This is a genomic window from Parasphingorhabdus sp. (genome assembly GCF_039939955.1).
Classification (GTDB): domain Bacteria; phylum Pseudomonadota; class Alphaproteobacteria; order Sphingomonadales; family Sphingomonadaceae; genus Parasphingorhabdus.
In genome coordinates this window covers 285,079-308,244 of the sequence record NZ_JBDVHS010000002.1, presented here as the reverse complement: position 1 = coordinate 308,244, position 23,166 = coordinate 285,079, and the positions used below count along the sequence as shown (strand labels likewise).

Annotated in this window: 21 protein-coding genes and 1 tRNA gene; 10 read left to right on the top strand and 12 right to left on the bottom strand. The window is 55.5% G+C overall.

The genetic code is table 11. The annotated features are described in order from the left end of the window. Positions 1 to 13 precede the first annotated feature (13 nt). Positions 14 to 1,576 (top strand): peptide chain release factor 3, encoded by a 1,563-nt coding sequence (locus ABJG22_RS01755; protein ID WP_348018513.1) that lies wholly within the window; start codon positions 14 to 16, stop codon positions 1,574 to 1,576. 60 nt (positions 1,577 to 1,636) lie between these two features. Here the strand turns inward: ABJG22_RS01755 and metW are convergent, their stop codons facing one another. Together metW and ABJG22_RS01745 are read right to left on the bottom strand one after the other, a co-directional pair. After that, positions 1,637 to 2,224 (bottom strand): methionine biosynthesis protein MetW, encoded by a 588-nt coding sequence (metW, locus tag ABJG22_RS01750; protein WP_348018778.1) that lies wholly within the window; start codon positions 2,222 to 2,224, stop codon positions 1,637 to 1,639. A gap of 154 nt (positions 2,225 to 2,378) precedes the next feature. Then, positions 2,379 to 3,503: a homoserine O-acetyltransferase gene (locus tag ABJG22_RS01745; protein WP_348018512.1), complete on the bottom strand. Its 1,125-nt coding sequence runs from the start codon at positions 3,501 to 3,503 to the stop codon at positions 2,379 to 2,381. 115 nt (positions 3,504 to 3,618) lie between these two features. On the opposite strand from ABJG22_RS01745, the gene hisC reads away from it, so the two are divergent. Next, positions 3,619 to 4,719, top strand: a complete 1,101-nt coding sequence (hisC, locus tag ABJG22_RS01740) for a histidinol-phosphate transaminase (protein ID WP_348018511.1) — start codon at positions 3,619 to 3,621, stop codon at positions 4,717 to 4,719. Beyond that, positions 4,719 to 5,627, top strand: a complete 909-nt coding sequence (locus ABJG22_RS01735; protein ID WP_348018510.1) for a prephenate/arogenate dehydrogenase family protein — start codon at positions 4,719 to 4,721, stop codon at positions 5,625 to 5,627. The genes hisC and ABJG22_RS01735 overlap by 1 nt, the downstream gene beginning before the upstream one ends. Here the strand turns inward: ABJG22_RS01735 and ABJG22_RS01730 are convergent. The 4 genes from ABJG22_RS01730 to ftsE are packed head-to-tail and all read right to left on the bottom strand — an operon-like array spanning position 5,624 to position 8,480. Beyond that, positions 5,624 to 6,313 (bottom strand): lysophospholipid acyltransferase family protein, encoded by a 690-nt coding sequence (locus ABJG22_RS01730; protein ID WP_348018509.1) that lies wholly within the window; start codon positions 6,311 to 6,313, stop codon positions 5,624 to 5,626. The genes ABJG22_RS01735 and ABJG22_RS01730 overlap by 4 nt on opposite strands. Position 6,314: 1 nt before the next feature. Beyond that, positions 6,315 to 6,848, bottom strand: a complete 534-nt coding sequence (locus tag ABJG22_RS01725) for a YdcF family protein (RefSeq protein WP_348018508.1) — start codon at positions 6,846 to 6,848, stop codon at positions 6,315 to 6,317. 9 nt (positions 6,849 to 6,857) lie between these two features. Beyond that, the gene (locus ABJG22_RS01720; protein ID WP_348018507.1) at positions 6,858 to 7,754 is read right to left on the bottom strand and encodes an FtsX-like permease family protein; all 897 of its coding nucleotides are present in this window, start codon (positions 7,752 to 7,754) and stop codon (positions 6,858 to 6,860) included. A gap of 12 nt (positions 7,755 to 7,766) precedes the next feature. After that, entirely contained in the window at positions 7,767 to 8,480 is a 714-nt protein-coding gene (ftsE, locus tag ABJG22_RS01715) for a cell division ATP-binding protein FtsE (RefSeq protein WP_348018506.1), read from the bottom strand. A 198-nt stretch (positions 8,481 to 8,678) separates the two neighbouring features. Here ftsE and ABJG22_RS01710 point away from each other — a divergent pair, with 198 nt between their 5' ends. Next, entirely contained in the window at positions 8,679 to 9,425 is a 747-nt protein-coding gene (locus tag ABJG22_RS01710; protein WP_348018505.1) for a zinc-ribbon domain-containing protein, read from the top strand. A 127-nt stretch (positions 9,426 to 9,552) separates the two neighbouring features. Next, positions 9,553 to 9,641 (top strand) — tRNA-Leu (locus ABJG22_RS01705). A 65-nt stretch (positions 9,642 to 9,706) separates the two neighbouring features. Here the strand turns inward: ABJG22_RS01705 and ABJG22_RS01700 are convergent. Further along, positions 9,707 to 10,693, bottom strand: a complete 987-nt coding sequence (locus ABJG22_RS01700) for a DUF1702 family protein (protein ID WP_348018504.1) — start codon at positions 10,691 to 10,693, stop codon at positions 9,707 to 9,709. A 213-nt stretch (positions 10,694 to 10,906) separates the two neighbouring features. On the opposite strand from ABJG22_RS01700, the gene ABJG22_RS01695 reads away from it, so the two are divergent. Next, positions 10,907 to 12,016, top strand: coding sequence for a glycosyltransferase family 4 protein (locus tag ABJG22_RS01695; RefSeq protein WP_348018503.1), 1,110 nt, complete (start codon positions 10,907 to 10,909; stop codon positions 12,014 to 12,016). A gap of 43 nt (positions 12,017 to 12,059) precedes the next feature. Here the strand turns inward: ABJG22_RS01695 and ABJG22_RS01690 are convergent, their stop codons facing one another. The 4 genes from ABJG22_RS01690 to ABJG22_RS01675 are packed head-to-tail and all read right to left on the bottom strand — an operon-like array spanning position 12,060 to position 16,214. Further along, the gene (locus tag ABJG22_RS01690) at positions 12,060 to 14,585 is read right to left on the bottom strand and encodes a TonB-dependent receptor (RefSeq protein WP_348018502.1); all 2,526 of its coding nucleotides are present in this window, start codon (positions 14,583 to 14,585) and stop codon (positions 12,060 to 12,062) included. Between the two features lie 56 nt (positions 14,586 to 14,641). Beyond that, positions 14,642 to 15,040 carry a nuclear transport factor 2 family protein gene (locus ABJG22_RS01685; protein ID WP_348018501.1) on the bottom strand — a complete coding sequence of 133 codons (399 nt, stop codon included), beginning with the start codon at positions 15,038 to 15,040 and terminating at the stop codon, positions 14,642 to 14,644. Next, positions 15,040 to 15,471: a nuclear transport factor 2 family protein gene (locus tag ABJG22_RS01680; RefSeq protein WP_348018500.1), complete on the bottom strand. Its 432-nt coding sequence runs from the start codon at positions 15,469 to 15,471 to the stop codon at positions 15,040 to 15,042. The genes ABJG22_RS01685 and ABJG22_RS01680 overlap by 1 nt, the downstream gene beginning before the upstream one ends. After that, entirely contained in the window at positions 15,471 to 16,214 is a 744-nt protein-coding gene (locus tag ABJG22_RS01675) for an aspartate/glutamate racemase family protein (protein ID WP_348018499.1), read from the bottom strand. The genes ABJG22_RS01680 and ABJG22_RS01675 overlap by 1 nt, the downstream gene beginning before the upstream one ends. Before the next feature lie 135 nt (positions 16,215 to 16,349). Here ABJG22_RS01675 and ABJG22_RS01670 point away from each other — a divergent pair, with 135 nt between their 5' ends. Beyond that, a complete protein-coding gene (locus tag ABJG22_RS01670; RefSeq protein WP_348018498.1) occupies positions 16,350 to 17,003 on the top strand; it encodes a GntR family transcriptional regulator in 654 nt (217 codons plus the stop codon). 14 nt (positions 17,004 to 17,017) lie between these two features. Here ABJG22_RS01670 and ABJG22_RS01665 read toward each other — a convergent pair whose 3' ends face one another. Beyond that, the gene (locus tag ABJG22_RS01665) at positions 17,018 to 18,199 is read right to left on the bottom strand and encodes a CoA transferase (protein WP_348018497.1); all 1,182 of its coding nucleotides are present in this window, start codon (positions 18,197 to 18,199) and stop codon (positions 17,018 to 17,020) included. A gap of 64 nt (positions 18,200 to 18,263) precedes the next feature. Between ABJG22_RS01665 and ABJG22_RS01660 the strand changes: the two genes are divergently transcribed. Genes ABJG22_RS01660 through ABJG22_RS01650 form a run of 3 tightly spaced genes read left to right on the top strand, consistent with a single transcriptional unit; the run spans position 18,264 to position 23,136 of the window. Continuing rightward, complete coding sequence (locus ABJG22_RS01660) at positions 18,264 to 19,184, top strand: hydroxymethylglutaryl-CoA lyase (RefSeq protein WP_348018496.1); 921 nt, start codon at positions 18,264 to 18,266, stop codon at positions 19,182 to 19,184. Between the two features lie 30 nt (positions 19,185 to 19,214). Next, a complete protein-coding gene (locus ABJG22_RS01655; RefSeq protein WP_348018495.1) occupies positions 19,215 to 21,269 on the top strand; it encodes a hydantoinase/oxoprolinase family protein in 2,055 nt (684 codons plus the stop codon). Between the two features lies 1 nt (position 21,270). Beyond that, a complete protein-coding gene (locus ABJG22_RS01650; RefSeq protein WP_348018494.1) occupies positions 21,271 to 23,136 on the top strand; it encodes a hydantoinase B/oxoprolinase family protein in 1,866 nt (621 codons plus the stop codon). The last annotated feature ends 30 nt before the right edge of the window (positions 23,137 to 23,166 follow it).

Here is a 23,166-nt window from a genome sequence, read left to right as displayed (position 1 = left end):
GTTAGATATTGATATGACCAAACCCCGCCGCACATTCGCGATCATCTCTCACCCCGATGCGGGTAAGACGACGTTGACGGAGAAGCTGCTCTTAAAGGGCGGTGCTATTCACCTGGCCGGCGAAGTTAAGGCGCGCGGTGACAACCGGCGGGCGCGGTCCGACTGGATGAAGATCGAGCAGCAGCGCGGGATTTCCGTGACGAGTTCCGTCATGACCTTTGAACGCAACGGCATTGTCTTCAACTTGCTCGACACACCGGGCCATGAGGATTTCTCCGAGGACACCTATCGCACACTGACCGCTGTCGACAGCGCGATCATGGTGATCGATGCGGCTAGCGGTATCGAGGCGCAGACGCTGAAACTGTTCGAGGTCTGCCGGTTGCGTAGCGTACCAATCATCACCTTCGTGAATAAGGTCGATCGCGAAGGGCGTGATCCGTTTGAACTGCTCGACGAGGTTGCTGACAAGCTTGCACTGGACGTTTGCCCGATGAGCTGGCCGGCCGGCATGGGTGGCCAGTTTGAAGGCGTTTATGATCTGATCAAAAACCAACTGCACCAGCCGACCGGTGACAGCAAAATATATGATGGCGTTACGCAACAATTTTCTGGACTGGATGATCCCAAACTGGCCGAAACATTAAGTGACAGCGCCTTCGAACGACTGACGGATGAAGGTGAACTGGCACAAGGCGGCTACAGCGGCTTCGATCTGGAGGCTTATCAGAACGGTGATCTGACACCGGTCTATTTTGGTTCCGCACTGAAGCAATTTGGTGTCGAAGAACTGATTGAGGCCATTGCCGACTATGCACCATCGCCCCGGCCGCAGCCTGCAGAACCGGAACCGATTGATCCAGCCAGCGACGATATCACCGGCTTTATTTTTAAGGTTCAGGCCAATATGGACCCCCAGCATCGCGATCGCATTGCTTTCATGCGACTATGTTCCGGCGAGTTTAAGCGCGGCATGAAACTGACGCCTTCGGGCCTTGGCAAGCCGATTGCTATCCATTCGCCCATCCTGTTTTTTGCACAAGACCGAGAGATTGCCGACACAGCGGAACCGGGCGACATTATCGGTATCCCCAATCACGGCACCTTGCGGGTCGGTGATACTTTGTCAGAGAAAAATCAGGTGCGGATCACGGGCCTGCCCAATTTTGCTCCCGAAATTCTCCGCCGCGTGATCCTGCGCGATCCAACCAAGACCAAGCAATTGCGCAAGGCACTGGACGACCTATCCGAAGAAGGCGTCGTGCAGGTGTTCTATCCCGAGCTCGGTGCCAACTGGATCATCGGCGTGGTCGGACAATTGCAGCTGGAGGTGCTGGTTTCCCGGCTAGAGGTGGAATATAAGGTCGATGCCTATCTGGAAATCGCCCCGTTCGAGACCGCCCGCTGGATCAGCGGCGATGACGCGACTTTGCAGGCCTTTGCCAATATCAACCAGAGTGCTCTCGCCAAAGACCGTGATGACAATCTCGTATTTTTGGCAAAGTCAGCATGGGATGTCGGCTATCAGGAAGAGCGCAATCCGGAGATCAAGTTTAGCGCCACGCGGGAACGGTAAAATTCCTAGCTTAGTTCAAAATAGACGCCATCGAAGCGAACGAGCTTCTTGCTGCTTCCCTTAGCCCCGCAACAAGAACACCGCGTGTTCCGCCAATAGATTGGCGATACCGCGCCCCGTCTGCTTGTCACCGCTGAGGAACCACTGCCCCTCCTGCGCATATTTGCCATCCTGCACCAGCGCGCGGAAATCGTCGATCGTGACATGGTGGATATTGGGCGTGTCATACCAGCGTTGTGGAAGCAACCGGGTGACCGGCATCTGGCCGCCGAAAAACAGCGCCATGCGCACCCGCCAATGGGCGAAATTGGGGAAGCTAACAAAGGCCTGCTGGCCGATCCGCAGCAGCTGGTCGAGCATGATGTCGGGCCGATGGGTGGTCTGCAGCGTCTGGCTGAGGATCGCATAGTCAAAACTACCGTCGGGATAGGTGGCCAGATCGGTGTCGGCGTCGCCCTGTACCACCGAAAGCCCCTTGGCGACCGCGCTGGCGACATTGGCAGGATCAATCTCCAGCCCGCGCGCATCACAGCCTTTTTTATCACGCAAGGCGGCCATCAGCGCGCCATCGCCGCAGCCGATATCAAGCACCCGGCTGCCCGGCGCGATGTTATCGGCAATTATCTGAAGGTCGGGACGGAGTTTGATCATGCGGCGCACTCTGCGAAGCGGGAGACAGAAGATTTTTGCGCACGAAGACACGAAGGCACGAAGAGAAGAACAGGCGATCTCTTCTTGGTGCCTTTGTGGCTTTGTGCGATTCCAAAACGGCGCGAAAGGCAGGATATAATCGGGTCTGCGGTCATTTCTCTTCCCCCGCCTTCAGAAAGCCGTCGACAATCCGGCTCATCTCCGGGTTCTCCAGCAGGAAGCTGTCATGGCCGAACGGGCTCGACAATTCCATGAAACTGACTTCTGCCCCCGCAGCGTTCAGCGCATGGACCATCGTCCGGCTTTCGCTGGTCGGATAGAGCCAGTCGGTGTCGAAGCTGATCAGGCAGAAGCGGGTTGGTGATCCCTTGAAAGCATTGGCCAGCACGCCGCCATGCGCTTCGGCGAGATCGAAATAGTCCATCGCCCGGGTGATATAGAGATAGCTGTTCGCATCGAAGCGATCGACGAAGCTGATCCCCTGATGGCGGAGATAGCTTTCCACCTGGAAATCGGCATCAAAGCCAAAGGTCTTGGCGTCACGGTCTTGCAGCCGCCGTCCGAATTTCTCGGTCAGGCCCGCTTCCGAGAGATAGGTGATATGCGCCGCCATCCGCGCCACGGCGAGACCGCTGCTCGGCGGATCGTCATCGGCATAATAGGCCCCGCCGCGCCAACGCGGGTCGGCCATGATCGCCTGGCGTCCCACTTCATGAAAGGCGATATTCTGGGCGCTATGGCGCGCGGCCGAGGCAATGACCACCGCAGAACGGACCCGCTCGGGATAGAGGGCCGCCCAACTAACCGCCTGCATGCCGCCCATCGAACCACCAACGACCGCATGAAGCCGTTCGACCCCTAGATGATCGAGTAGCAAAGCCTGCGCGCGGACCATGTCGGCCAAGGTCAGCACCGGAAAGTTCATACCCCAGGGAGACTCTGTCGCAGGATTGATCGTCGCGGGACCAGAACTACCAAGGCAACTGCCGATCACATTGGCGCAGATGATAAAATGACGTTCCGTATCGATCGGTCTGCCGGGCCCCACCATCCGCACCCACCAGCCGTCCTTGCCGGTAATCGGATGGGTCGAGGCAACATATTGATCGCCCGTCAGCGCATGGCAAATCAATATCGCGTTGCTGGCATCCGCATTGAGGCTACCATAGGTTTCATACGCGATATCGACAGGCGCAAGCTCTGCCCCGCTGTCCAGCGGCAGCGGTCCGAGCAGGCGAACCTTTCTATCCAATCCAAAACGCGTATCATCTGTCATCAATATGGGAGCTAAGCGGCGAAATCCCGACCGTCAAATGATAATGCTGTTGACTGACAGGCCGCAAAGGTTAGTCCGGCGACAGAGACTATCTCCAAGCAAGCGGACCAAGGCAATGAGCGGACCAAAACCAAAAGACTGGATCATGGGAATTGCGCCCTATGTCCCGGGTAAATCCAGCGGTGATGACGGCAAAAAGCTTGTCAAACTGTCGGCCAATGAAAATCCACTAGGATGCAGCCCGGACGCTACCGCGGCATTAAACGCTGCTTCGGCCTCCGTAGACCGCTATCCCGATCCCGGTTCGACCAAGTTGCGCGAAGCCATTGCGGCCAAATATGATCTAGATCCGGCGCGAATCATTTGCGGAACGGGTTCAGACGATGTCCTGCACCTCGCCGCCAACGCGTTTAGCGGGCCCGGCGACGAAATCATCTATGTGCGATACGGCTTTGCGGTCTATGATATTGCCGCGCGGCGTTATGGCGGAACACCAGTGATCGCCGATGATGTAGACTATGGCACCGATGTTGATGCGATACTTGCGAAGGTCAACGAAAAGACGCGGGTCGTTTTTGTTGCCAATCCCAATAATCCGACCGGCACCTTCTCAAGCCGCGAAGAGATCGCGCGCCTGCAGGCAGAGCTGCCTGGTCATGTCTTGCTAGTACTCGACGGCGCCTATGCCGAATATCTCGAAGCCGACGAGGATGACGGTGCGCTGCCGCTAGCCGAAACCAAGGCCAATGTTCTGGTCACGCGCACCTTTTCCAAGATCCACGGCCTCGCCGCGGAACGCATCGGCTGGGGCTATGCCTCGGCAGAAGTTATCGGTGCGATGAACCGGATCAGACTGCCGTTCAATGTCACTACAGCAGGCCAGGAAGCAGCCCTCGCCGCCTTGGCTGCCGATGATTTTGTCACCGCTAGCCGCGAACATAATGCGCAATGGCGGCAATGGTTGAGCGACGAAATCAATGCTCTTGGCAATCACGGCCTGCGGATCGTGCCAAGCCATACCAATTTCTTGCTGGTGTTGTTTGAAGGCAAAGTCACCGCCGAACAGGCCAACAGCGCGCTCATGGAAAAAGGCTATGCTGTGCGCTGGCTTCCGGGTCAGGGGCTGGTCAACGGTCTGCGAATGACCATCGGCACAGAAACGGAAACCCGCGGATTGGCGCAAGCCTTGCGCGAAATATTGGCGGCGGCCGCCTGATGCTGCCGTTTGCCAATATTGCCATCATTGGTCTGGGACTGATCGGCTCCTCCATCGCCCATGCGGTGCGGGCCACTATGCCGACCGCTCGAATCACCGGCTTTGACAGCGACCCGGCCACACGGGCACGCGTTATCGAACTCGGATTTTGCGATGACGTCAGTGACAGTGCGGGAGCCGCCGTTACCGACGCTGACCTGATAATGCTCTGCGTACCTGTCGGAGCGATTGGCGAAGTGGCATCGGACATCGCTGCCGACCTGCCGGACGATGCGATTGTCAGCGATGTCGGATCATCGAAAGAAAGCGTGCTGAGCGCTTTGACCAAGGCTCTCCCCAGTGCCCGGATCATCCCTGCCCACCCCGTCGCTGGCACCGAAGATAGCGGCCCGGACTCCGGATTTGCAACATTGTTTCAGGAACGCTGGTGCATCCTGACTCCGCCGGACGATGCCCATCAAATCGATATCGAGCGCGTGCAGGCCTTTTGGCAAAAGCTCGGTGCTAATGTCGAAATCATGGACGCCAAACATCATGACCTTGTCTTGGCCGTAACCAGCCATTTGCCACATCTTATTGCCTATACGATTGTCGGCACCGCGTCCGACCTCGAAGATGTCACCAGCGGTGAAGTCATCAAATATTCCGCCGGCGGCTTTCGTGACTTCACAAGGATTGCGGCATCCGATCCAACGATGTGGCGGGACGTTTTCCTGTCAAATAAGGAAGCCGTGCTTGAAATGCTCCAGCGCTTCTCCGAGGATCTCACCGCGCTGCAACGGGCAATCCGCTGGGACAAGGGTGATGAACTTTTTGACCTTTTCACTAAGACCCGCGCGATCCGTCGCCAGATTATTGAAGAAGGTCAAGATGATGCAGCGCCCGATTTCGGACGTACGCACGACTAGTCGTTCAGCATATTGATCGCTGCATGCACCCGGCCCGCGATGTCCTCACGGTCCAGACCGGGTTCAATCTCCGGCTGCACCTCATAGGTGATCACGCCGCTTTTCTGCACAAATGTGTCCCGGGGGGAAATAATCCCGCTATTCAACGCCACCGGTACCAATGGTATACCCATTAACTTATAGATGCCCGCAAAGCCGGTCTGAAGTTCCGGGCGTTCACCATGGTGGGCACGACTGCCTTCGGCAAAAATGACAATGGGCCGGCCTTCGGCAACGGCTTTTTTGGCTTGCTTGATAATCTGTCGCATTGCGGCCCCACCGCCATCGCGGTCGATACCAAGCAGCCCATGTTTGGTCGCAACCCATCCCCAAACTGGGATAACCAAAAGCTCTTTCTTGGCAATGACCACGGGCTTGTCGAAAATCCTCAGCAGGTCGATCGTTTCAAACATACTTTCATGCTTGAAGACATATAGCAGCGGTTCGTTGCGGATCTCGCCCTTGACCTCAACCCGAATGCCAAGAATGCAGCGAGCACAGAGATAATGATAACGGCTCCAAAATTGAGCCATATAATAGATGGTCTTTGGCCTGAAAAAGGCCCCGAGAAAAGTAGCGGCAATGATTGGTACAGAGCCGATGTAGAAGACGGCCATGAAGATCAAAGAGCGAATGAAAGCCAACATCTCAGACTCCCGCCAAAGCGGCCAAACGGCGCATCAGATATTTATTATATTCGGTGAACAACATACCCAAAGACGGTTTATTCTGCACCGCATCGGACAATATGCGAACATCCGAGGGCATCGCTCGCTCCAGTTCCAACCGAGCACGCCGCATATGCCAGTCAGACGTCACCAACCGTACCGACTTATCGCCGCGTCGGGCGGCCCAACGCGCAATTTCGAGAGCATTGGACCGTGTATCCACCGCTTGGAAACCCAAATCTATGCAACAATCGAACAGGGCGTCTGACCGGTCATATTCAGCCGCGAGTTCTGCTGGCTTCACATCCCGGTCGACTCCAGAAATCAGTAATCTGCCGGCTGTTTTCGCCGTAACAATATCCAACCCACGATCAATGCGGCCAGCACCACCGGTCAGAACCACAACGGAGCCTGTATGCGCATCATCTGCTGCTGGGCGCGGCAAATCGATGGCGAACCAGGCAAAGCCTATGATCCAGACCAGAATCAGGAAAGAGAGCAAGCGCAAAATCATTCGGCGTAGCTATAATATCTTTTTCAAGGCGCCGGTAACCGTCAATTTAGCCGTCACCATGGCAAGGAACATTCCCAATATCGGAATGGTGACAATTATCAACCAACTCCACCAGTTAAGGCCAACCGACTGTACCAATCCGGAACCAAGAGCCGTCAATTGCGAGCTGATCAACCAGATGATCAATATGCCCCCGATCAATCCGATCAATCCACCGAACAGGGCATCCAGAGCAATGCGTCTTTGGAACAACCGGCTGATTTGTTGGTCTGTACCACCCAGCAAATGCACCACCGCAATAGTCTCCCTGTGCGTATTGAGCGCCGATCGCGCCGCAATGATCACAGCAGCAGCGGTCGCCAAGGCAAGTAGGCCAACCAGACCAAAGGCGATCCATTGAAAAGACCGCACCAAGGAAACAACCGGTGCGATATAACTGCTACTGGGTTCAACGCGCACCTCCGGAGCGATCGATTGCAGCGTGTCTCGTAACGACTGATATTCGGCTTCGGTAGCAACACGGACTAGTTTCAGATCAATTAGTGCGGGAAGCGGAATATTGTCCGCAATATCCTGGGTACCGAGCCAGGGCTCCATGAGAGCTTCAATCTCTTCGGATGGCAGTACGCGCACCTCTTTGATGAGCGGCAAGGACCGCAATCGTTCAGCGGCGACGCCTGCCTGACGACTTCGGGTTTGGGGATTGGCTTCAATGATCTGCACCGTCGCCTTACTGGACAATTCATCCGACACATCGATCATCGCCTGCGTCATGGCGAGACCCGCCGCTGCTGCCAGAACCGTGAGGAAAATCATAATGGCGATAACCCAAGGCATAGGTCCGGACAGGCGGCCCTCGGGTATCAGGCGCCGATCATGGGCCGGAATGACAAAAAACTTGAACATGCCCCGAACGACCTACTGCAGCTTATCTTTGGAAAGTGGCGGATGACGAAGCGACCCGGTTGGATCGGCAAGCGCGCCCTTTTCTAACTGCATCATCTGAGCGCCCGGTATCTTGCTAAGCAAATGAATATCATGGGTGGCGACCACAATTGTCGTGCCGAGCGTATTAAGCGCCTCGAACAATTGCAGCAGCCGCACGGCCATATCGGGATCCACGTTACCAGTGGGTTCGTCCGCGACCAATATCTCCGGTCTGCCAATCACCGCTCGCGCAATAGCCACGCGTTGCTGCTCCCCGCCGGACAGTGTCGCTGGCCGGGCAGATTGCCGGTCTCCAAGTCCAACCCATTCCAACATCTCTGCCACTGGCGCTTCCAGATCTTTTTCGCGAACCCCGGCGACGCGCAACGGAAGCGCGATATTGTCAAAAGCCGACAGATGCGGGACGAGACGAAAATCCTGAAACACCACCCCGATCCGGCGCCGAAAGCCGGGCAACCGCTCACGTGGCATGGTAACGGCATCTTCTCCAAAAAGACGAATGATCCCGCGACTAGGACGTTGCGACAAATAGAGCAGCTTGAGCAGCGACGTTTTGCCAGCTCCTGACGCACCCGTAAGAAAATAGAAACGGCCTGGGTTGAGAGAGAAATTGAGATCAGTCAGCGTTTCCGCACCCGCACCGTAGCGCAGGCCGACATTTTCAAATCGAACAATTTCGTCCATTTGTGCTCTGCATTCCAATATAGTAAAGAAACATTAACCAGCCCAAGGACCAATAGGCCGGGAAGACCCATCAAATCAACTCCGCTATCTGGCGATGATGTTTCAATTTGCGGGAAATCGCGAAAAAAGCAGCATCGATGTCAAATCACCTATGCAGCCACTTGCAGTTTGCCGTCATGGCGTGTTTAGAGGGATGTCATGATTTTGAATTGCCCAGCTTGCCAAACCCGCTATCTCGTACCCGATAGCGCCATTGGCCCCAATGGCCGTTCGGTGCGCTGTGCATCCTGTCGCCACAATTGGTTTCAGGAAGCTATCCTCCCGGAAATCGAAACAGTTGAGGCAAGCGCGCCCGAACAGGCGCCTCCGGTCACAAATACAGAACCCGTTTCTGACGGGGGTTGGAAACCTGCACCAGCCGTCACGCCATCAACGCCGCCGCCACCGATTTCTGTCGCTCCGGACTATGCCGCGGCAGACAGCAGTTTCGCGCACGAGCCACCGTTTAAAGCGCGCCGGAATCCGGCAAAGCTATGGACAATCGCAGCGGTTGCCTTCGCCGCATTGGTGCTGGCCCTAGGGGCCGCGCTATATAGATTTGGAACGCCGCAATGGATTTCCAACTATCAGTTTGCCACGGTTGAAGAGACCCCCCTGCTTATCGAGCTTAGCCAGAAGCAGGACCGTAGAACGCTTCCAGATGGCACTGAATATTTCGCCGCCAGCGGGACAATCATAAACCCGACAACCAATGACCATGCGGTGCCGTCCATGCTCGTCATTCTACGTGATGCTGGTGGCCGGATTGTGTATAGTTGGAAAATGAAAGCTCCGACGCAATCGCTGGCTCCCGGAGAGACGGTAAACTTCAATGAAGCCAAGCTCGATGTGCCAAGGGCAGCCAGCCAGCTCGAAGTCGGGTGGGCTGACCAGACAAGGGATTGACGGCGGTGCGCCCTTAAACTTTCGCGCCACCAACGCAGGCTGACAACGAATATCTGTTGCGACTAGGAAACCCCTTTGCTAAGGGCACGCGCCTACCCGGGACAAGCTGTCCCAAGCTAGTGACAGTGCGGTCGTGGCGGAATTGGTAGACGCGCAGCGTTGAGGTCGCTGTGGGGTTAATACCCCGTGGAAGTTCGAGTCTTCTCGACCGCACCAACTAAGCCTAGCCAAATGCTGCAATATCCAGCAGCCAGACCTTCTATAACAAGCATTCAAATGCTCTATTTTTGCGAGAAATCCTGCGCTATTTGAGCGCGCCAAGATGCATAAGCCGTGCCGTCGCTAAGCGCGGATGATACTATAGATTCGCGCAGCGATTCCACCCGTTCTGCCAACGCTTCCGGCGGGATACCCCATAATGCAGTGATCGCTTCACGGGTTTCCGGCAAAAGCGATTGATCTTTCACTCTGGCCGTACAGGCCATTGCCACGCCCATTGCCATATCGGCGGCATATCCGCCCGCCAATTCCTTTGCGGCGAGAAATTCCTGTGGACCGCTAGGCCCAGCATAACATAGCGCCAGCCCGACACCCGCCCAGAGATCCGGTCGCCGTTCACTGGCCATGGAGGCGATTGTTGCAGCTGCCTTGTCGACGTCTGCGCCGCTAATGAACCAGATACCGCGGCCAGCGCCCTGATCATAAGCCTGTGATGCATAGCCTTTAAGGATGCGTTTCGGCCCAGTGAGCGTTTTTTCGGGTTCAAAATACATATTGTGATAACCTAAACCGTCGTAAGCAAGCCAACGGTAAAGCGGGTCCAGCTCCGCCAAAATCCCTTTCTCACGCCACGACAGTTTCGAGATCGTCAGTCCGACACCGGCATGAACCAGAATCGGATATTGTCCGGCAAATAACGCAAGATAGCGCGGCAACATCGGCTTACGAAAGGGAAGGCTGTCCACAAGAGCGCAGCCCATCGCGCCGCCTTCGATAAAGAAGCCACGCAACAATAAGGATTCTTCGTCCATTGCCGCAACGAATTCAGCAAATGAGCGCGCTGATAGCGTCAGGTTATAACCACGCAAAAATGCCTTGCCGATCGCCTCCAGCCTCTCCTCACGGCTCTTTTCTGCAAGATCGAAACCGCGAACACGAAACTCCACGCGCCGTGGGTCCAGGGCCAGAAATTTTTGGATGAACCGAGGCGGCGGTTTCAGCCGATCAGCATCGCTATCAGGCAGATTGTTTCGGTCCGTCTTCGTCATCGCTTGTTGTCCCGCATATTTTCAGCCCGGTTCTGATTCTCATAGCCCCATCAGGGGTTTGTCGCAAAATCTCTTAGTGAATCAAACCGAGTTTTTCGACCTTCAAAAGAAATATTTGTCTAAAGCGGCCAACCGACTCGACCACGCTAAGGTTTGTTAACCAGCTTCGCGCGATATCGCTTCAAATTCTGACAACAGCTGGAAGGAGGGGCAATGAAAACGATATTGGTCGTTGGGGTTCGTGGCATCCCGGATGTCGAAGGCGGCATCGAAAAAAATGCGGAACGACTTTTCCCCCTTATCGCGAGCCGTGGTTGGAAGGTGTGCATCGCCGGCGTAAAACCGTTTATAAAGGCGCCAGAGTATAGCGGTGTTTCGCTATGGCGCGTGCCGTCGCTTGCCTTTCTCAGAACCGGCAGATTTTTTTACGCCGTGGCGACCTTCATGAAAGCGCTCCGGATGCGTCCGGACATTGTGCATTTCTCAGGCCTTGAATCCGCTGTGCTACTTTGGGCTTACAAGTTGATCGGGTGCAAAACCGTCATTCGCTATGGAGCTGATTGTTACACACGCTCATGGAAGGGAATCGGGAAATGGGTCATGCGATGGGGCAAATATCAATTGCGCTGGGCGGATAGTATCATCGCCGTAACGCCCGCCTTGAGAAAAAAACTGCGCGCCTCGGGCATCAAAAACCATATCCATGTCATCGGTAATGCACTCGACCGAAAAGAGAATTTCCCCGGAGACTTAAACGCGCCGATAAGTGGCGACTATATTCTTTTGGTCGGCCAGAAACCGCAACAGAAAAATATCCATCGCTTGGTTTCTGCTTTCCGTGTCTTTGCCAAAAGCCATCCGCATATAAAGTTGGTGATCGTCGGCAAATATGACAAAAATACTGGTCGCAAGCAAAGCTCAACCTTTGCGGATGACCGAATAGAGATGCTTGGCAGTCTTCCCCGATCAGCCTTGGCCCCGCTCTATTCTGACGCCCGTTTCTTTGTGAACCCTTCGATCCGCGAAGGATATTCCAATACGCTGCTTGAAGCGATTAGCTTTGACTGTCCCATCTTGTTGAGTGACCTTCCAGAAAACCGGGACCTCCGGCTCAATGCTAAACATTATTTCAATCCGGATAATGTTCGGAGCATGGTGAGCGCGCTCAACCGGGCTCACGCCAATCCCGATATGTTCCGCGTCAGCCCGCGCCGCTTTCCGCAATGGGACGAAATCGCAGATCAAACCCATCAAGTCTACAAGACGCTAGTCGCTGTTGATGCGGCCCATCTAGCTTCGCAAGGAAAGCTCTTACGAAGCTAGATGGATCATTGCCGTAAATCGACAGCGCGCAAAAACAGGGCTTTTAGAACTTATATCCAACCTCGACACCAAAGCGACGCTGGCCACCCGGTGAGACAAAGGAACCACCAAATTCAATCGCGGTAATCACCTCATTGAGATAGCGCTTGTCGAGCAGGTTATCGGCAAAGGCAGTGATGTTCCAATTGTCGCCTTCCAGTCCGAACCGGAGATCCAGCACACCAAAGGCATCACGCTCCGTAATCGACATATCAGCGTCGCCGACAAAGGCCGGCAGAGCCAGGGCGGAACCAGGCAATAGACCACTAAACAGGGTCGGGCCGGTGTCTTCCTGAACCGTGTGGAACCACGTTGGGCCAGTGATGCGATAATCGGCGCGCATCACCAGATCGAAACTGTCCGCGATCGGTGCCACCATCTGGGTGCCCAGATTGATCGTATAATCTGCGGTATGCGGCGATTTGTTGCCAACAGTATAGGGGCGAGAAGCATTGGCTTTAATCTCGCTTTCGGTCACATTGACCGATCCGAAGACGTCCCAGCCCTCTACAATTTCTGCATTGGCGTTAAATTCGATCCCGTAAACATCGACCTTGTCGATATTTGAAACCACCCGAAGCAAACCAAAAGAACCGACAAAAAATTCGAAGAACTGCATGTCATCGACCGTGGTGTAATAGCCTGCCAGATCAAAGGTTAGCGCGCCATTTGCCGCAGAGCCCTTGAAACCGGCCTCAAACGCGCTCGATGTTTCCTTACGGTAAACATCGTTGATCAAGATGTTGGTGCCGAGAAACTGGTTGAAATTCTGGTCGACAATGGCAGCAGATCCCTGGTTGTTGAAACCACCCGATTTGAAGCCGATGCCCCAGTTAGCATAGAAGTTCAGATCATCCGTGAGCCCATAGCGCAACGATAGCTTGGGCTGCAGCTCCTTGAAGGTTTCCTGTTGATCCGGAATGGCGCCGAAAGCCTGTCCAGGATTGATCGGACCGCCGGTGATCGGATCGGTCACCAACGGCACCCGGCTGGATACTTCCCGCTTCTCGATATCATAACGCAGCGCGAGCCCGACGTCCAAATTATCGGTCACTTCATAATCGAGCGAACCGAAAGCAGCATAGACATTGGTGTTAAAATTATCGGCAAACAACTGCGATGTCGGGTTGCTGCTATCCGCGTCATTATACAATTGCCTGATGATGCCCTGACCGAGATCGGCGCCGAGGCTCACCCCAACATCGCGGTCGATGTTCAGAAAATAGGCACCAATCTGCCAGGCCAATGGCCCGTCGCCATTGGAGGCCAGCCGGACTTCCGCGCTAATATCGGTCTGTTCACGAATTTGATATTGAGTGCCATCACAGGTGGTCGGACTATAGGCGCCGAGGGTCGAGCCATTGGCCGGATCAAAAATGAACGGAATCGGGCCATTACCGATAAAGGTCGGGGAATTGAGCGGGAAACCGGTCAATTGTGCAGTCGTCGCGAAACAGCTGTTCGACGCAGCGACCGATGCGGGTGTGGCGCCCGGGAAAGTATAGCGCGCGAAATCTGCTGACGTACCATCGGCCGTCAATGCTTGGTCAACATCGCTGTAGAGCGCCCAAGCCGTTAACGTGGCTGACTCAAACTCGTGCGTCAGTTTGACAGATGTTTCAAACGTGGTTTGGTCATTGGTCGGCCGGATGTTCGAATAATAGCCAAAGTCATGATCATTCACATCTTCAAAAAAGGCCGGATCGACGCCAGCGAAATTGGGAAGATGGAAGGCCGTGTTAAAGTTGATCGAGGCGCCGGAAAGATCGGCATAGCGAGCCTTCACATCAATTTCCGTCGCATCACCCAACTCTGCGATAAAGCGTCCGTCGATCGACCAGGTTTCCTGATCATCTACAACCTTGCTGTTGCCGAGGAAACTATTGCGGTAAAAACCGTCGGTGGTGTTGTAAGAACCCGACAACACCAGACCGGCGCTGTCGCCCACGGGCATCGAGACATAGGCTGATGCTTTATACGTTTTATCTTCTGCGGCACTGACCTTGATTCCGCCTTCCAGAATGTCACTCGGCTTGAGTGTCTGAATGACAATCGCACCAGCAGCAGCATTGCGACCATAAAGTGCGCCTTGCGGGCCTTTTAGAATTTCAATCTGGCGAAGCGTGCCTTGGTCCTGATTGAGCTGGGCAGTGTTGGTTTTGAGAATGCCATCCACAACCAGCGCAACCGAACTTTCAGCGTCGCGTGCACCATTGATGCCGCGGATATTAATCTGCGTATCGCCGGCTTCTGCGGTGCCGCTGACAATCGTCACGCCAGCAGTCAGCTGAACAAACTCATCCGCCTGCTGCACACCGGTGCGATCCAGCATATCCTCGGTAAATACCGTAACAGATGCAGGAACCTCGGTGAGCAATTCATCCTGACGCCGGGCCGTGACGATGATGACATTGCTGTCCTCGCCTTCGTTCGCTGATTGATCACCACCGGTTTGTGCAGAAGCTGGATTAAACCCAACCAGCGCAGCGAGACCGGCCGAAATTGAAAGAGTTGTTTTTATGCGACGCATTTTTCTTCCTTCCCTGAATGGAATATTTGCGGGCCTTTTTGGCCCGTCAAATTTGGTTAGACGAGCACATTGGCTCCGCTCATATAGACGTAGACTTCCTGAAATTTTCCGTCCCGGATTCGCCAAAAATTGGTGTTGTTAAGCAGCGTGACCCCACCATCGACATCGGTCAGCTCAGCCACAAAACAAGCAGAAATCCGGCCATTGGCTTCGTCCACCGTGCACGTGAAGTCACGATGGACAATTTTCTCATAGGCGCCGAAGAAATCTTCGAACATGCGCCTGATTTCGGCCTTCCCGCTGTGGCGGGTAAAATCGGTCTGGACACAGAATAGAGCGCCATCCTGGAAACAGTCCAACGCTCCATCCATGTTTTTCGCGTCGACATTGCCAAAATAGGTTTTGGTTGCGAGCTCGATCAATGCAGTGCGGGAGAGGCCCGGTTCATATTGCATCAGGAATCTCCTTCTTTCAGCAAATTGTCACCGCTCATGTAGACAAAGACATGCTGAAAAAGCCGGTCCTTGCAATAGAAGCGATTGCAATTTTCATAGCGAAGCTGCTCGCCACCATTGGGCGTGATTAGCACTGTAAACTGTGAACAGATTGCATTCGAACCCGGGTCAGCCGTGTGCACAAAATTGCCGTGCCAAATCGATTCAAAATCAGCAAACAGCTTTTCGAACATGGCCCTTATCGCGTCACGGCCTTGATGGATCGTGTCGGATGTGGCTTCGTGCAATATCGCATCGGGCGCGAAGCAGTTGAGCACCTGGGTTAGATTTTTATTATCAACGCCGTCGAAATAGCGCTTGATTACAATATCGATATAAAAGGGATAAGGCAGCGGTTCTTGGCCTGCCATGCCGGGCGTCCAGTCGGTCATCAATACCATCCCTTTCGAATATCATCATCCTTTGGCACTTCAGGGGCAGGAAACGCTTTCTTGCTGTGAGTCAGATCCAGCTCGATCAGTGTTTCGAGAAATTTATAGGCCACTTGTCCCGGATTAAGGACGGGAATGGGCAGGTTTTCGTCTAGATATTGGGCCGACTGATGCATGGTGGTCGATCCAAGCACAATGACATCCGCACCATCCTCTTCCATCGCCAAGTTCGCTTCTTGCTTCAGCTTATCAAAGATCACCTCTTCCTTGCCCGCTAGCAATTCGGTGACATCGGGTCGGGTTTCGATCGACCGAAGCGAGGCTACCCGCTCCCACCAGCCATATTCGTTGATCGTCTTTTCGTAGAGCGGGAACCATTCTGGCCACATGGTTAGCACGGTAAATTTCTTGCCCAGCATCATTGCCGCAGCGAAAGCGGCTTCTCCGGGTCCGACGACGGGAATGTTGAGCCTCGAACGAAGCGCGCGCATGCCACTGTCGCTGACCGTATCGATCAATACCCCGGCATAGCCCTCTTCTTCCGCCTTGATCCCGGCCTGAAAAACCGTCCAGTCCATCAACAGCGTGTCATGGTAGCTGTCACCCAAAGCGGCTCCCCACGGAACAGCGACAAATTCTGGTTGAAAACCGGCCCGCACAAAATCGGCCGGCAATTGTTCCGCCCGAGCAGCCACACCGGCATCGTCCATGGGAATAGGAACAATGACCTTGATCCGTTTCATGGCAATTCCGGTTCGGACATAGTGATGTAAAACTCCCTAACAACGTTCTATTGTATACAATTATGATCCGTCAAGTGGAAACTGCTAGATTGGTCAGGGCTTGCTCCTTACCCATTATTGCGCCAAGAACCTGTGATGAGCCGCGCTTCTGACACCGCCTATAAGAAAATCCGTAGCTTCATCCTGGACGGAGGCGCGCGCCCAGGTATGCAATTGACGGAGGAACAGCTCGCGGAGATTTCCGGCGTGTCACGAACGCCGGTGCGCGATGCGGTTCGCCGGCTGGAAAATGAAATGTTGCTGGTGCGCAGCGCTTCCAAACGACTTTCGGTGGCGGACTGGTCGGATGACGAGATCGACGAAATGTTCACGCTACGGGCAATGCTCGAGGCCCATGCAGCAGAACGGGCCGCTCAGCGGATGGATGACGAAAACCTGATCCAGCTGCGCGCCATTAATGACGCCCTGACCGAAGCGGTCAACCAGCCCGAACCTGATATTGCGACCTTCCTCGATGCAAACCGGCAATTTCACAATTTGATTCTGCATCGCGCCCAGTCTCCGCGGCTGAGCAAATTACTCCCGGCCCTAGTAGAACAGCCCGTTGTCCGTCGAACCGCCAATCAATATTCGCAGGATGATCTGATCCAGTCGGGCGTCGATCATGACGAACTGATCGCTGCCTTTGCTGCCAAGGATCCAAAATGGGCGCGCGCGGTCATGACCAGCCATATCCGCCGCGCCTTTCACAGCTTCAGCAGTATATCAGCGCAGGCTGCAGAAAACTGAATTCGGGGCGGGCCTTAGATGATACCGCGATCTTTAAGGTCCGTCATCTTCGCGCTGCTCATGCCCAGCAACTCACCATATATCACTTCGTTATGCGACCCCAATTCAGGACCGACGCTGTCGATATGACCCGGAGTTTTTGAAAGTTTCGGCGCGACATTCTGCATCACAAAATTGTCGTGCTGCGGATGGTCCATTTCCACCAAAGCCTCACGTGCCTTGAAATGGGGGTCCTCGAGCATTTCGGGTGCGCGATACACATTGCCTGCCGGTACACCATGCTCTTCGCACATATCCAGCAAGGCCTTGCTGGATATCGTCTGCGTCCATTTGGCGATCAGTTCATCAAGCTCCGTCTGATTTTCACCGCGGGCGACATGCGTTGCATAGCGCGGATCCTCACCAAGCTCTGGCCGCCCCATCATCGCCGCCATGCGCTTCCAGACACTGTCTTGATTGCCGCCAATCAATATACTGCCGTCGCTGGTTGGATAGACATTGGACGGAGCAATTTTTGGCAGGATCGAACCCGTCCGCTCCCTGATATGTCCGGCAACGGTATATTCCGCCACGGTCGATTCCATATTGGCGAGCACGGCTTCGTAAATCGCCGAGTCAACCACCTGTCCTTCGCCGGTCTTATGCCGATGTTCCAGTGCCATCAGCGCACCGATGCAGGCGTAGGTCGCCGCGAGTGAATCTCCAATGGACAGGCCCGCACGGCTGGGCGGCCGGTCGGGCTCGCCTATGATATAGCGCATCCCGCCCATGGCTTCACCAATACCGCCATAGCCCGCACGGTTCGAATAGGGGCCGGTCTGGCCATAGCCAGAGACCCGAATCATGACCAGGCCCTTGTTGATCGCGCTGAGCGTTTCATAGTCCAAGCCCCATTTTTCCATCGTACCGGCCCGGAAGTTTTCCAGCAGAAAGTCCGATTTCTCGACCAGTTTCTTGACGATTGCCTGGCCTTCTTTTTCCCGCAAATTCAGCGTGATCGATTTTTTATTGCGACCTACGACGGAAAACCAGAGCGGAATGCCCTGTCCCCAGCTTCGCATCGCATCGCCGACTTTCGGCGGCTCGATCTTAATTACTTCTGCGCCATGGTCACCCATCAGCTGACCGCAGAATGGGCCCGCTATTAACTGGCCCATTTCGATCAACCGCAACCCAGCCAATGCCCCTTGCGTCATGAAAAATACTCCCGCATCATCCTTTCTTCTATACAAAGCAGTTGCAGGATTGTATACAATTTAAATGAACAAGATTAGTCGCACAGCGGTTACAATTTTGGAAGTTGGTCCAAGGGACGGGTTGCAAAATGAAGCCGAAATAATTTCAACAGCTGACAAGCTGGGCCTTATTACCCGCATGCTTGATGCTGGAACAAGGCGCATGGAAGTGGCAAGCTTTGTCCATCCAAAACGCGTTCCTCAAATGGCGGATGCAGAGGCAGTTATCGCTGGTCTGCCAGACCGAGATGATGTCTCTTACATCGGCCTGTGCCTGAACAAACGCGGTGTCTTACGCGGCCTAGCAACGCGCGAAGGCAACAAGCGCGGCATTGACGAAGCCGGCTGCGTGATTGTGGCAAGCGACACATTTGGTGAGAAGAACCAAGGACAGACCATCGAACAGGGGATTAAGGAAAATCGCGAGATGATCCGCTTTGCCAAAGCCGAGGGGCTAAAAGCGCAAGTGACCATCTCGGCCGCTTTTGGTTGTCCGTTTGAAGGTGCCGTCAAGCCAGAGACGATAGTCCGGATTGCCGAAGAAATGGCGGCGGAAGATCCGATGGAAATCGCGCTGGCCGATACGATAGGTGTCGGCGTTCCGGCGCAAGTCACTGACCTATTCGGTCGGCTGAAGGAAATATTACCGAGCCATATAAAGATGCGGGCCCATTTCCATGACACACGCAACACCGGTATCGCCAATGCATGGGCTGCTGTGCAGGCCGGCGTGGAAACACTGGACTCCAGCCTCGGCGGACTGGGCGGCTGCCCTTTTGCGCCCAATGCCACGGGTAATATTGCTACAGAAGATCTGGTCAACCTGCTCGACCGCTCCGCTGTCGGCCATGATCTTGATCTACAGAAAGCCATCGCCACCAATCAGTGGTTTGAAACCATAATCGGCCGGCCGTTGCCGTCTCTGGTCGCGAGAGCCGAAGCCTGAATGACAAAAATATAAGAGAGAGATTGAAATATGGGGTATCGATTGGGTGTCGACGTCGGCGGAACTTTTACGGATCTGCTATTGATTGACGAGGCCACAGGCCAGACGTTCCGGGACAAGGTTCCCTCCACCCCGAGCGATCCCTCCCAGGCGGTCATCAATGGCGCACGGGGCCTGTGCGAACGCCAGAATATTGCCCCTGCCGATATCGACTTGTTCTTGCACGGCACCACCGTCGCAACCAACGCGGTACTAGAGAAGAAAATTGCCAAAGTCGGCCTCGTCGTCACCGACGGCTACCGCCATTTGATGCAGATTGCGCGCAGTCTGGTGCCCGGTGGGCTTGCTGCCTGGATCATCTGGCCGAAGCCGGAGCCCATGGCGGCCCTAGAACGCACGATCGAAGCGCCGGAACGGATGGATGCCGAAGGCAACACCGTCCGCGAACTGGACGAAGCGGAAATGCGGGCCCGGCTGGAACAGTTGAAAGCATCGGAAGACATCGAGGCGCTGACCGTCTGTCTGATGAACAGCTATGTCGACGGCCAGCACGAAAAAGCCGTCGCCGCTATCTGCGCCGAAGTCTTCCCCGATGTTCCGATTTCGATTTCTTCAGATATTCTGCCGGAAATGCAGGAATATGAACGCGCGCTCACCACAATTGCCAACAGCGCGGTGCGCCCCGCAGTGGCGCGCTATGTCGGCAATCTGGAAAAAGAACTGAAGGATTGGGGCACCAAAGCAAGGCTCAGCCTGCTGCGGTCCGATGGCGGATTGATGTCCGCCGAAAAAAGCGCGGAAGCGCCGGTCAATCTGCTGATGTCTGGGCCTGCTGGCGGTGTCGCCGGCGCGGTCTGGGTGGCAAAAAGCGCTAATGTCAAAAATGTTCTGACCCTGGACATGGGCGGCACATCAACCGACGTGGCCCTAATCGAGGATGGCGCAGCCCGACTGCAACGGGAAACGTCGGTCGGCGACCTTAATGTTCGCGCCTCTTCCATCGACGTAAAGACCGTCGGTGCGGGCGGCGGTTCAATCGCCTTCGTGCCGGAACTGACCAAGGCGCTGCGCGTCGGGCCGGAAAGCGCCGGCGCGGTGCCCGGGCCGGTGGCTTATGGCAAAGGCGGCGAATTGCCGACGGTGACCGACGCCAATGTGGTGCTGGGCTATCTGCCTGAATCGCTTCTGGGCGGCAGCTTCACCCTCGATCGCGAAGGCGCGAAAAAATCGGTCCAGACAATCGCCGATGCGCTCGGCATCGACCTGATGGACGCTGCGGCCGGAATCATCGACATTGTGAACGAGAATATGTTCGGCGCGCTGCGTCTGGTGTCGGTGCAGCAAGGCTATGATCCGCGCGACTTTGCGCTGATGGGCTTTGGCGGTGCAGGGCCGTTGCACGCCAATGCGATGGGCAAGCTGATGAACAGCTGGCCGGTCATCATACCGCCATCACCGGGCGTGCTCTGCGCTTATGGTGATGCCACCACCCGCCAGCGCATCGAAACCCAGCGCAGTTATAACGAGATGGTTCAAAACACCAGCGACGGCGAACTGACCGTCTATCTCGACAATCTTGGTGCGCAGGTCCGGCAGGAGCTGGAGGCCGAAGGCGTCGCGCCCGACGATGTCGAACTGCTCTACGAAATTGATATTCGCTACGCCGGGCAGGCCTTTGAAATTCCTTTGTCGGTCGAACCCGCCGGCCTTTCGATCGAAAATCTGATCGAACGATTTGACACCGAGCATGAGCGATTATTTACGTTCAATCTCGACGAGACACCGCACGAGATCGTGAATGTCCGTGCCGTAGCGCTCGGCAAATCGGCTGATGTCGCACCGCCGACCATCGACAAGGGCGATGCGGACCCGGCCGCTGCCAAAACCCGCGATCACCAGCTTTATATGGATGGCAAAATACAGGATGCCGCCATTTACGATCGCGCGCTGCTCAAAGCCGGCAACCGCATCCCCGGTCCTGCGATTGTCACCGAAATGGATTCAACCACCCTCGTCCACAGCGGCTGCGAAGCGCTGGTCGACGATCATGGCAATCTCATCATCAACCCGGTTGCAGGAGCCTAATATGACCGCACAGATTATCGAAACCAACAGCGCTCCATTCAACAACTCCGAGGTCGATCCCGTCACGCTCGATATCATGGAAAATGCCCTGCGCAACGCCCGGATTGAAATGGACGCCACATTGGTCCGTACCGCCATGTCACCGGGTATCCGTGAACAGGGCGACGCGTTTCCGTTGATCGCCGATCGCGACGGCAAGATGGTTGTCGGCCAATTTGGCAGCTTTATCGACGGCTTCCTGCGCTCCTATCCCGGCACGATCGAGGAGGGCGACATGATCTTCCTCAGCGACCCGTATAGCTGCGACGGGGCTGTCAGCCATAATAACGACTGGCTGGTTTTGTTGCCGGTCTATCGCGGCGGCAGGCTGGTCGCGTGGACCGCGATGTTCGGTCATCAATCCGATATCGGCGGGAAAGTCGCCGGCTCTATCCCGATCGACAGCAAAAGCGTGTTCGAGGAAGGCGTCCGGATTCCGCCGGTGAAAATCTACCAGAAGGGCGTCTATAACGAAGAAATGGTGAAGGTCGTGCTGCACCAGAGCCGCAAACCGGACTGGTGTGCCGCCGATCTCAACGCGCTGATCGCCTCCTGCCGGGTTGCCGCCCGCCGGGTCGACGAGATGTGCGCGCGCTTTGGTGAGGATGAATTTGCCAGCGCCACCGATCTACTGCTGGCACGCAACCATCGCGCCATGAAACATCTGATCGAAACCAGCATCGGCGAGGAACCCGTCAGCTTCACCGATTTCATCTGCGATGATGGCGTCGGCTTTGGCCCCTATAAGATCAGCTGCAAGATGTGGCGCGAGGGCGGCAAGGTCATTCTCGATTTCGAAGGCACAGACCCGCAGGCGCCAAGCTCGATCAACTTCTTCCTGAACGAGAATATGTTCAAGATGTTCTTCGGCATCTATATGATCATGGTCTTCGACCCGCAAATCCTGTTCAACGACGGCTTCTATGATCTGGTCGATGTCCGGATTCCCGAAGGCTCGCTGCTCAAGCCGAAATATCCCGCCGCGCTTGCCGGACGGACCCATGCGCTGGGCCGGATTTTCGACATATTGGGCGGCCTGCTCGGCCAGCGCCAGCCGGAATTTCTGAACGGTGCCGGATTCTCCTCCAGCCCGCATCTGATGTACTCCGGTTTCGACAAGGGTGGCGAATGGTTCCAGCTGTTCCAGATCGGTTTTGGCGGCATCCCCGGCCGGCCCTTTGGCGACGGCCCGGACGGCCACTCGCTATGGCCCGGCTTCACCAATGTACCCAACGAATTTCTCGAGAAATATTTCCCGCTGCGAATCGAACGCTATGAGGCCAAGGCCGACAGCGGCGGTGCGGGAAGCTTCCGAGGCGGTAACGGTATTCACATGACCTACCGGTTCCTGGAACCCGGAACGGTGGCAATCCATGACGATCGCTGGTTCACCTATCCGTGGGGCGTCAATGGCGGTCAGCCGGGCGACCGCGCCACCAAGATATTGGAACGCACCGACGGATCGAGAGAAGTGGTCGGCAACAAACAGGATGGTGTCGAGGTCCGCGAAGGCGATCTGCTGCACTTCATCACCTGGGGCGGTGGCGGCTGGGGCAATCCGTTGGAACGCGATCCCGAACTGGTTGCGCTAGAAATCCGTCAGGGACTGGTAACCGCAGAGGGCGCCCGCGACTATGGCGTGGTCATTGCCGAAGACGGCAGTGTCGATGGTCCGGCAACCGAAAGCCTGCGCGCGGACATGGCGGCGAATATTGTCGAGAGCGACAGTCCGTTCAACTTCGGCCCCGATATCGAAACGCTGCGTGCCAATTGTCTGGAGGAAACCGGACTACCGGCACCGGTACAGCCGGGAACCGTTGCGGCCTAGCATTTCGTCGCTATCCAAAGTGCGGTTTGT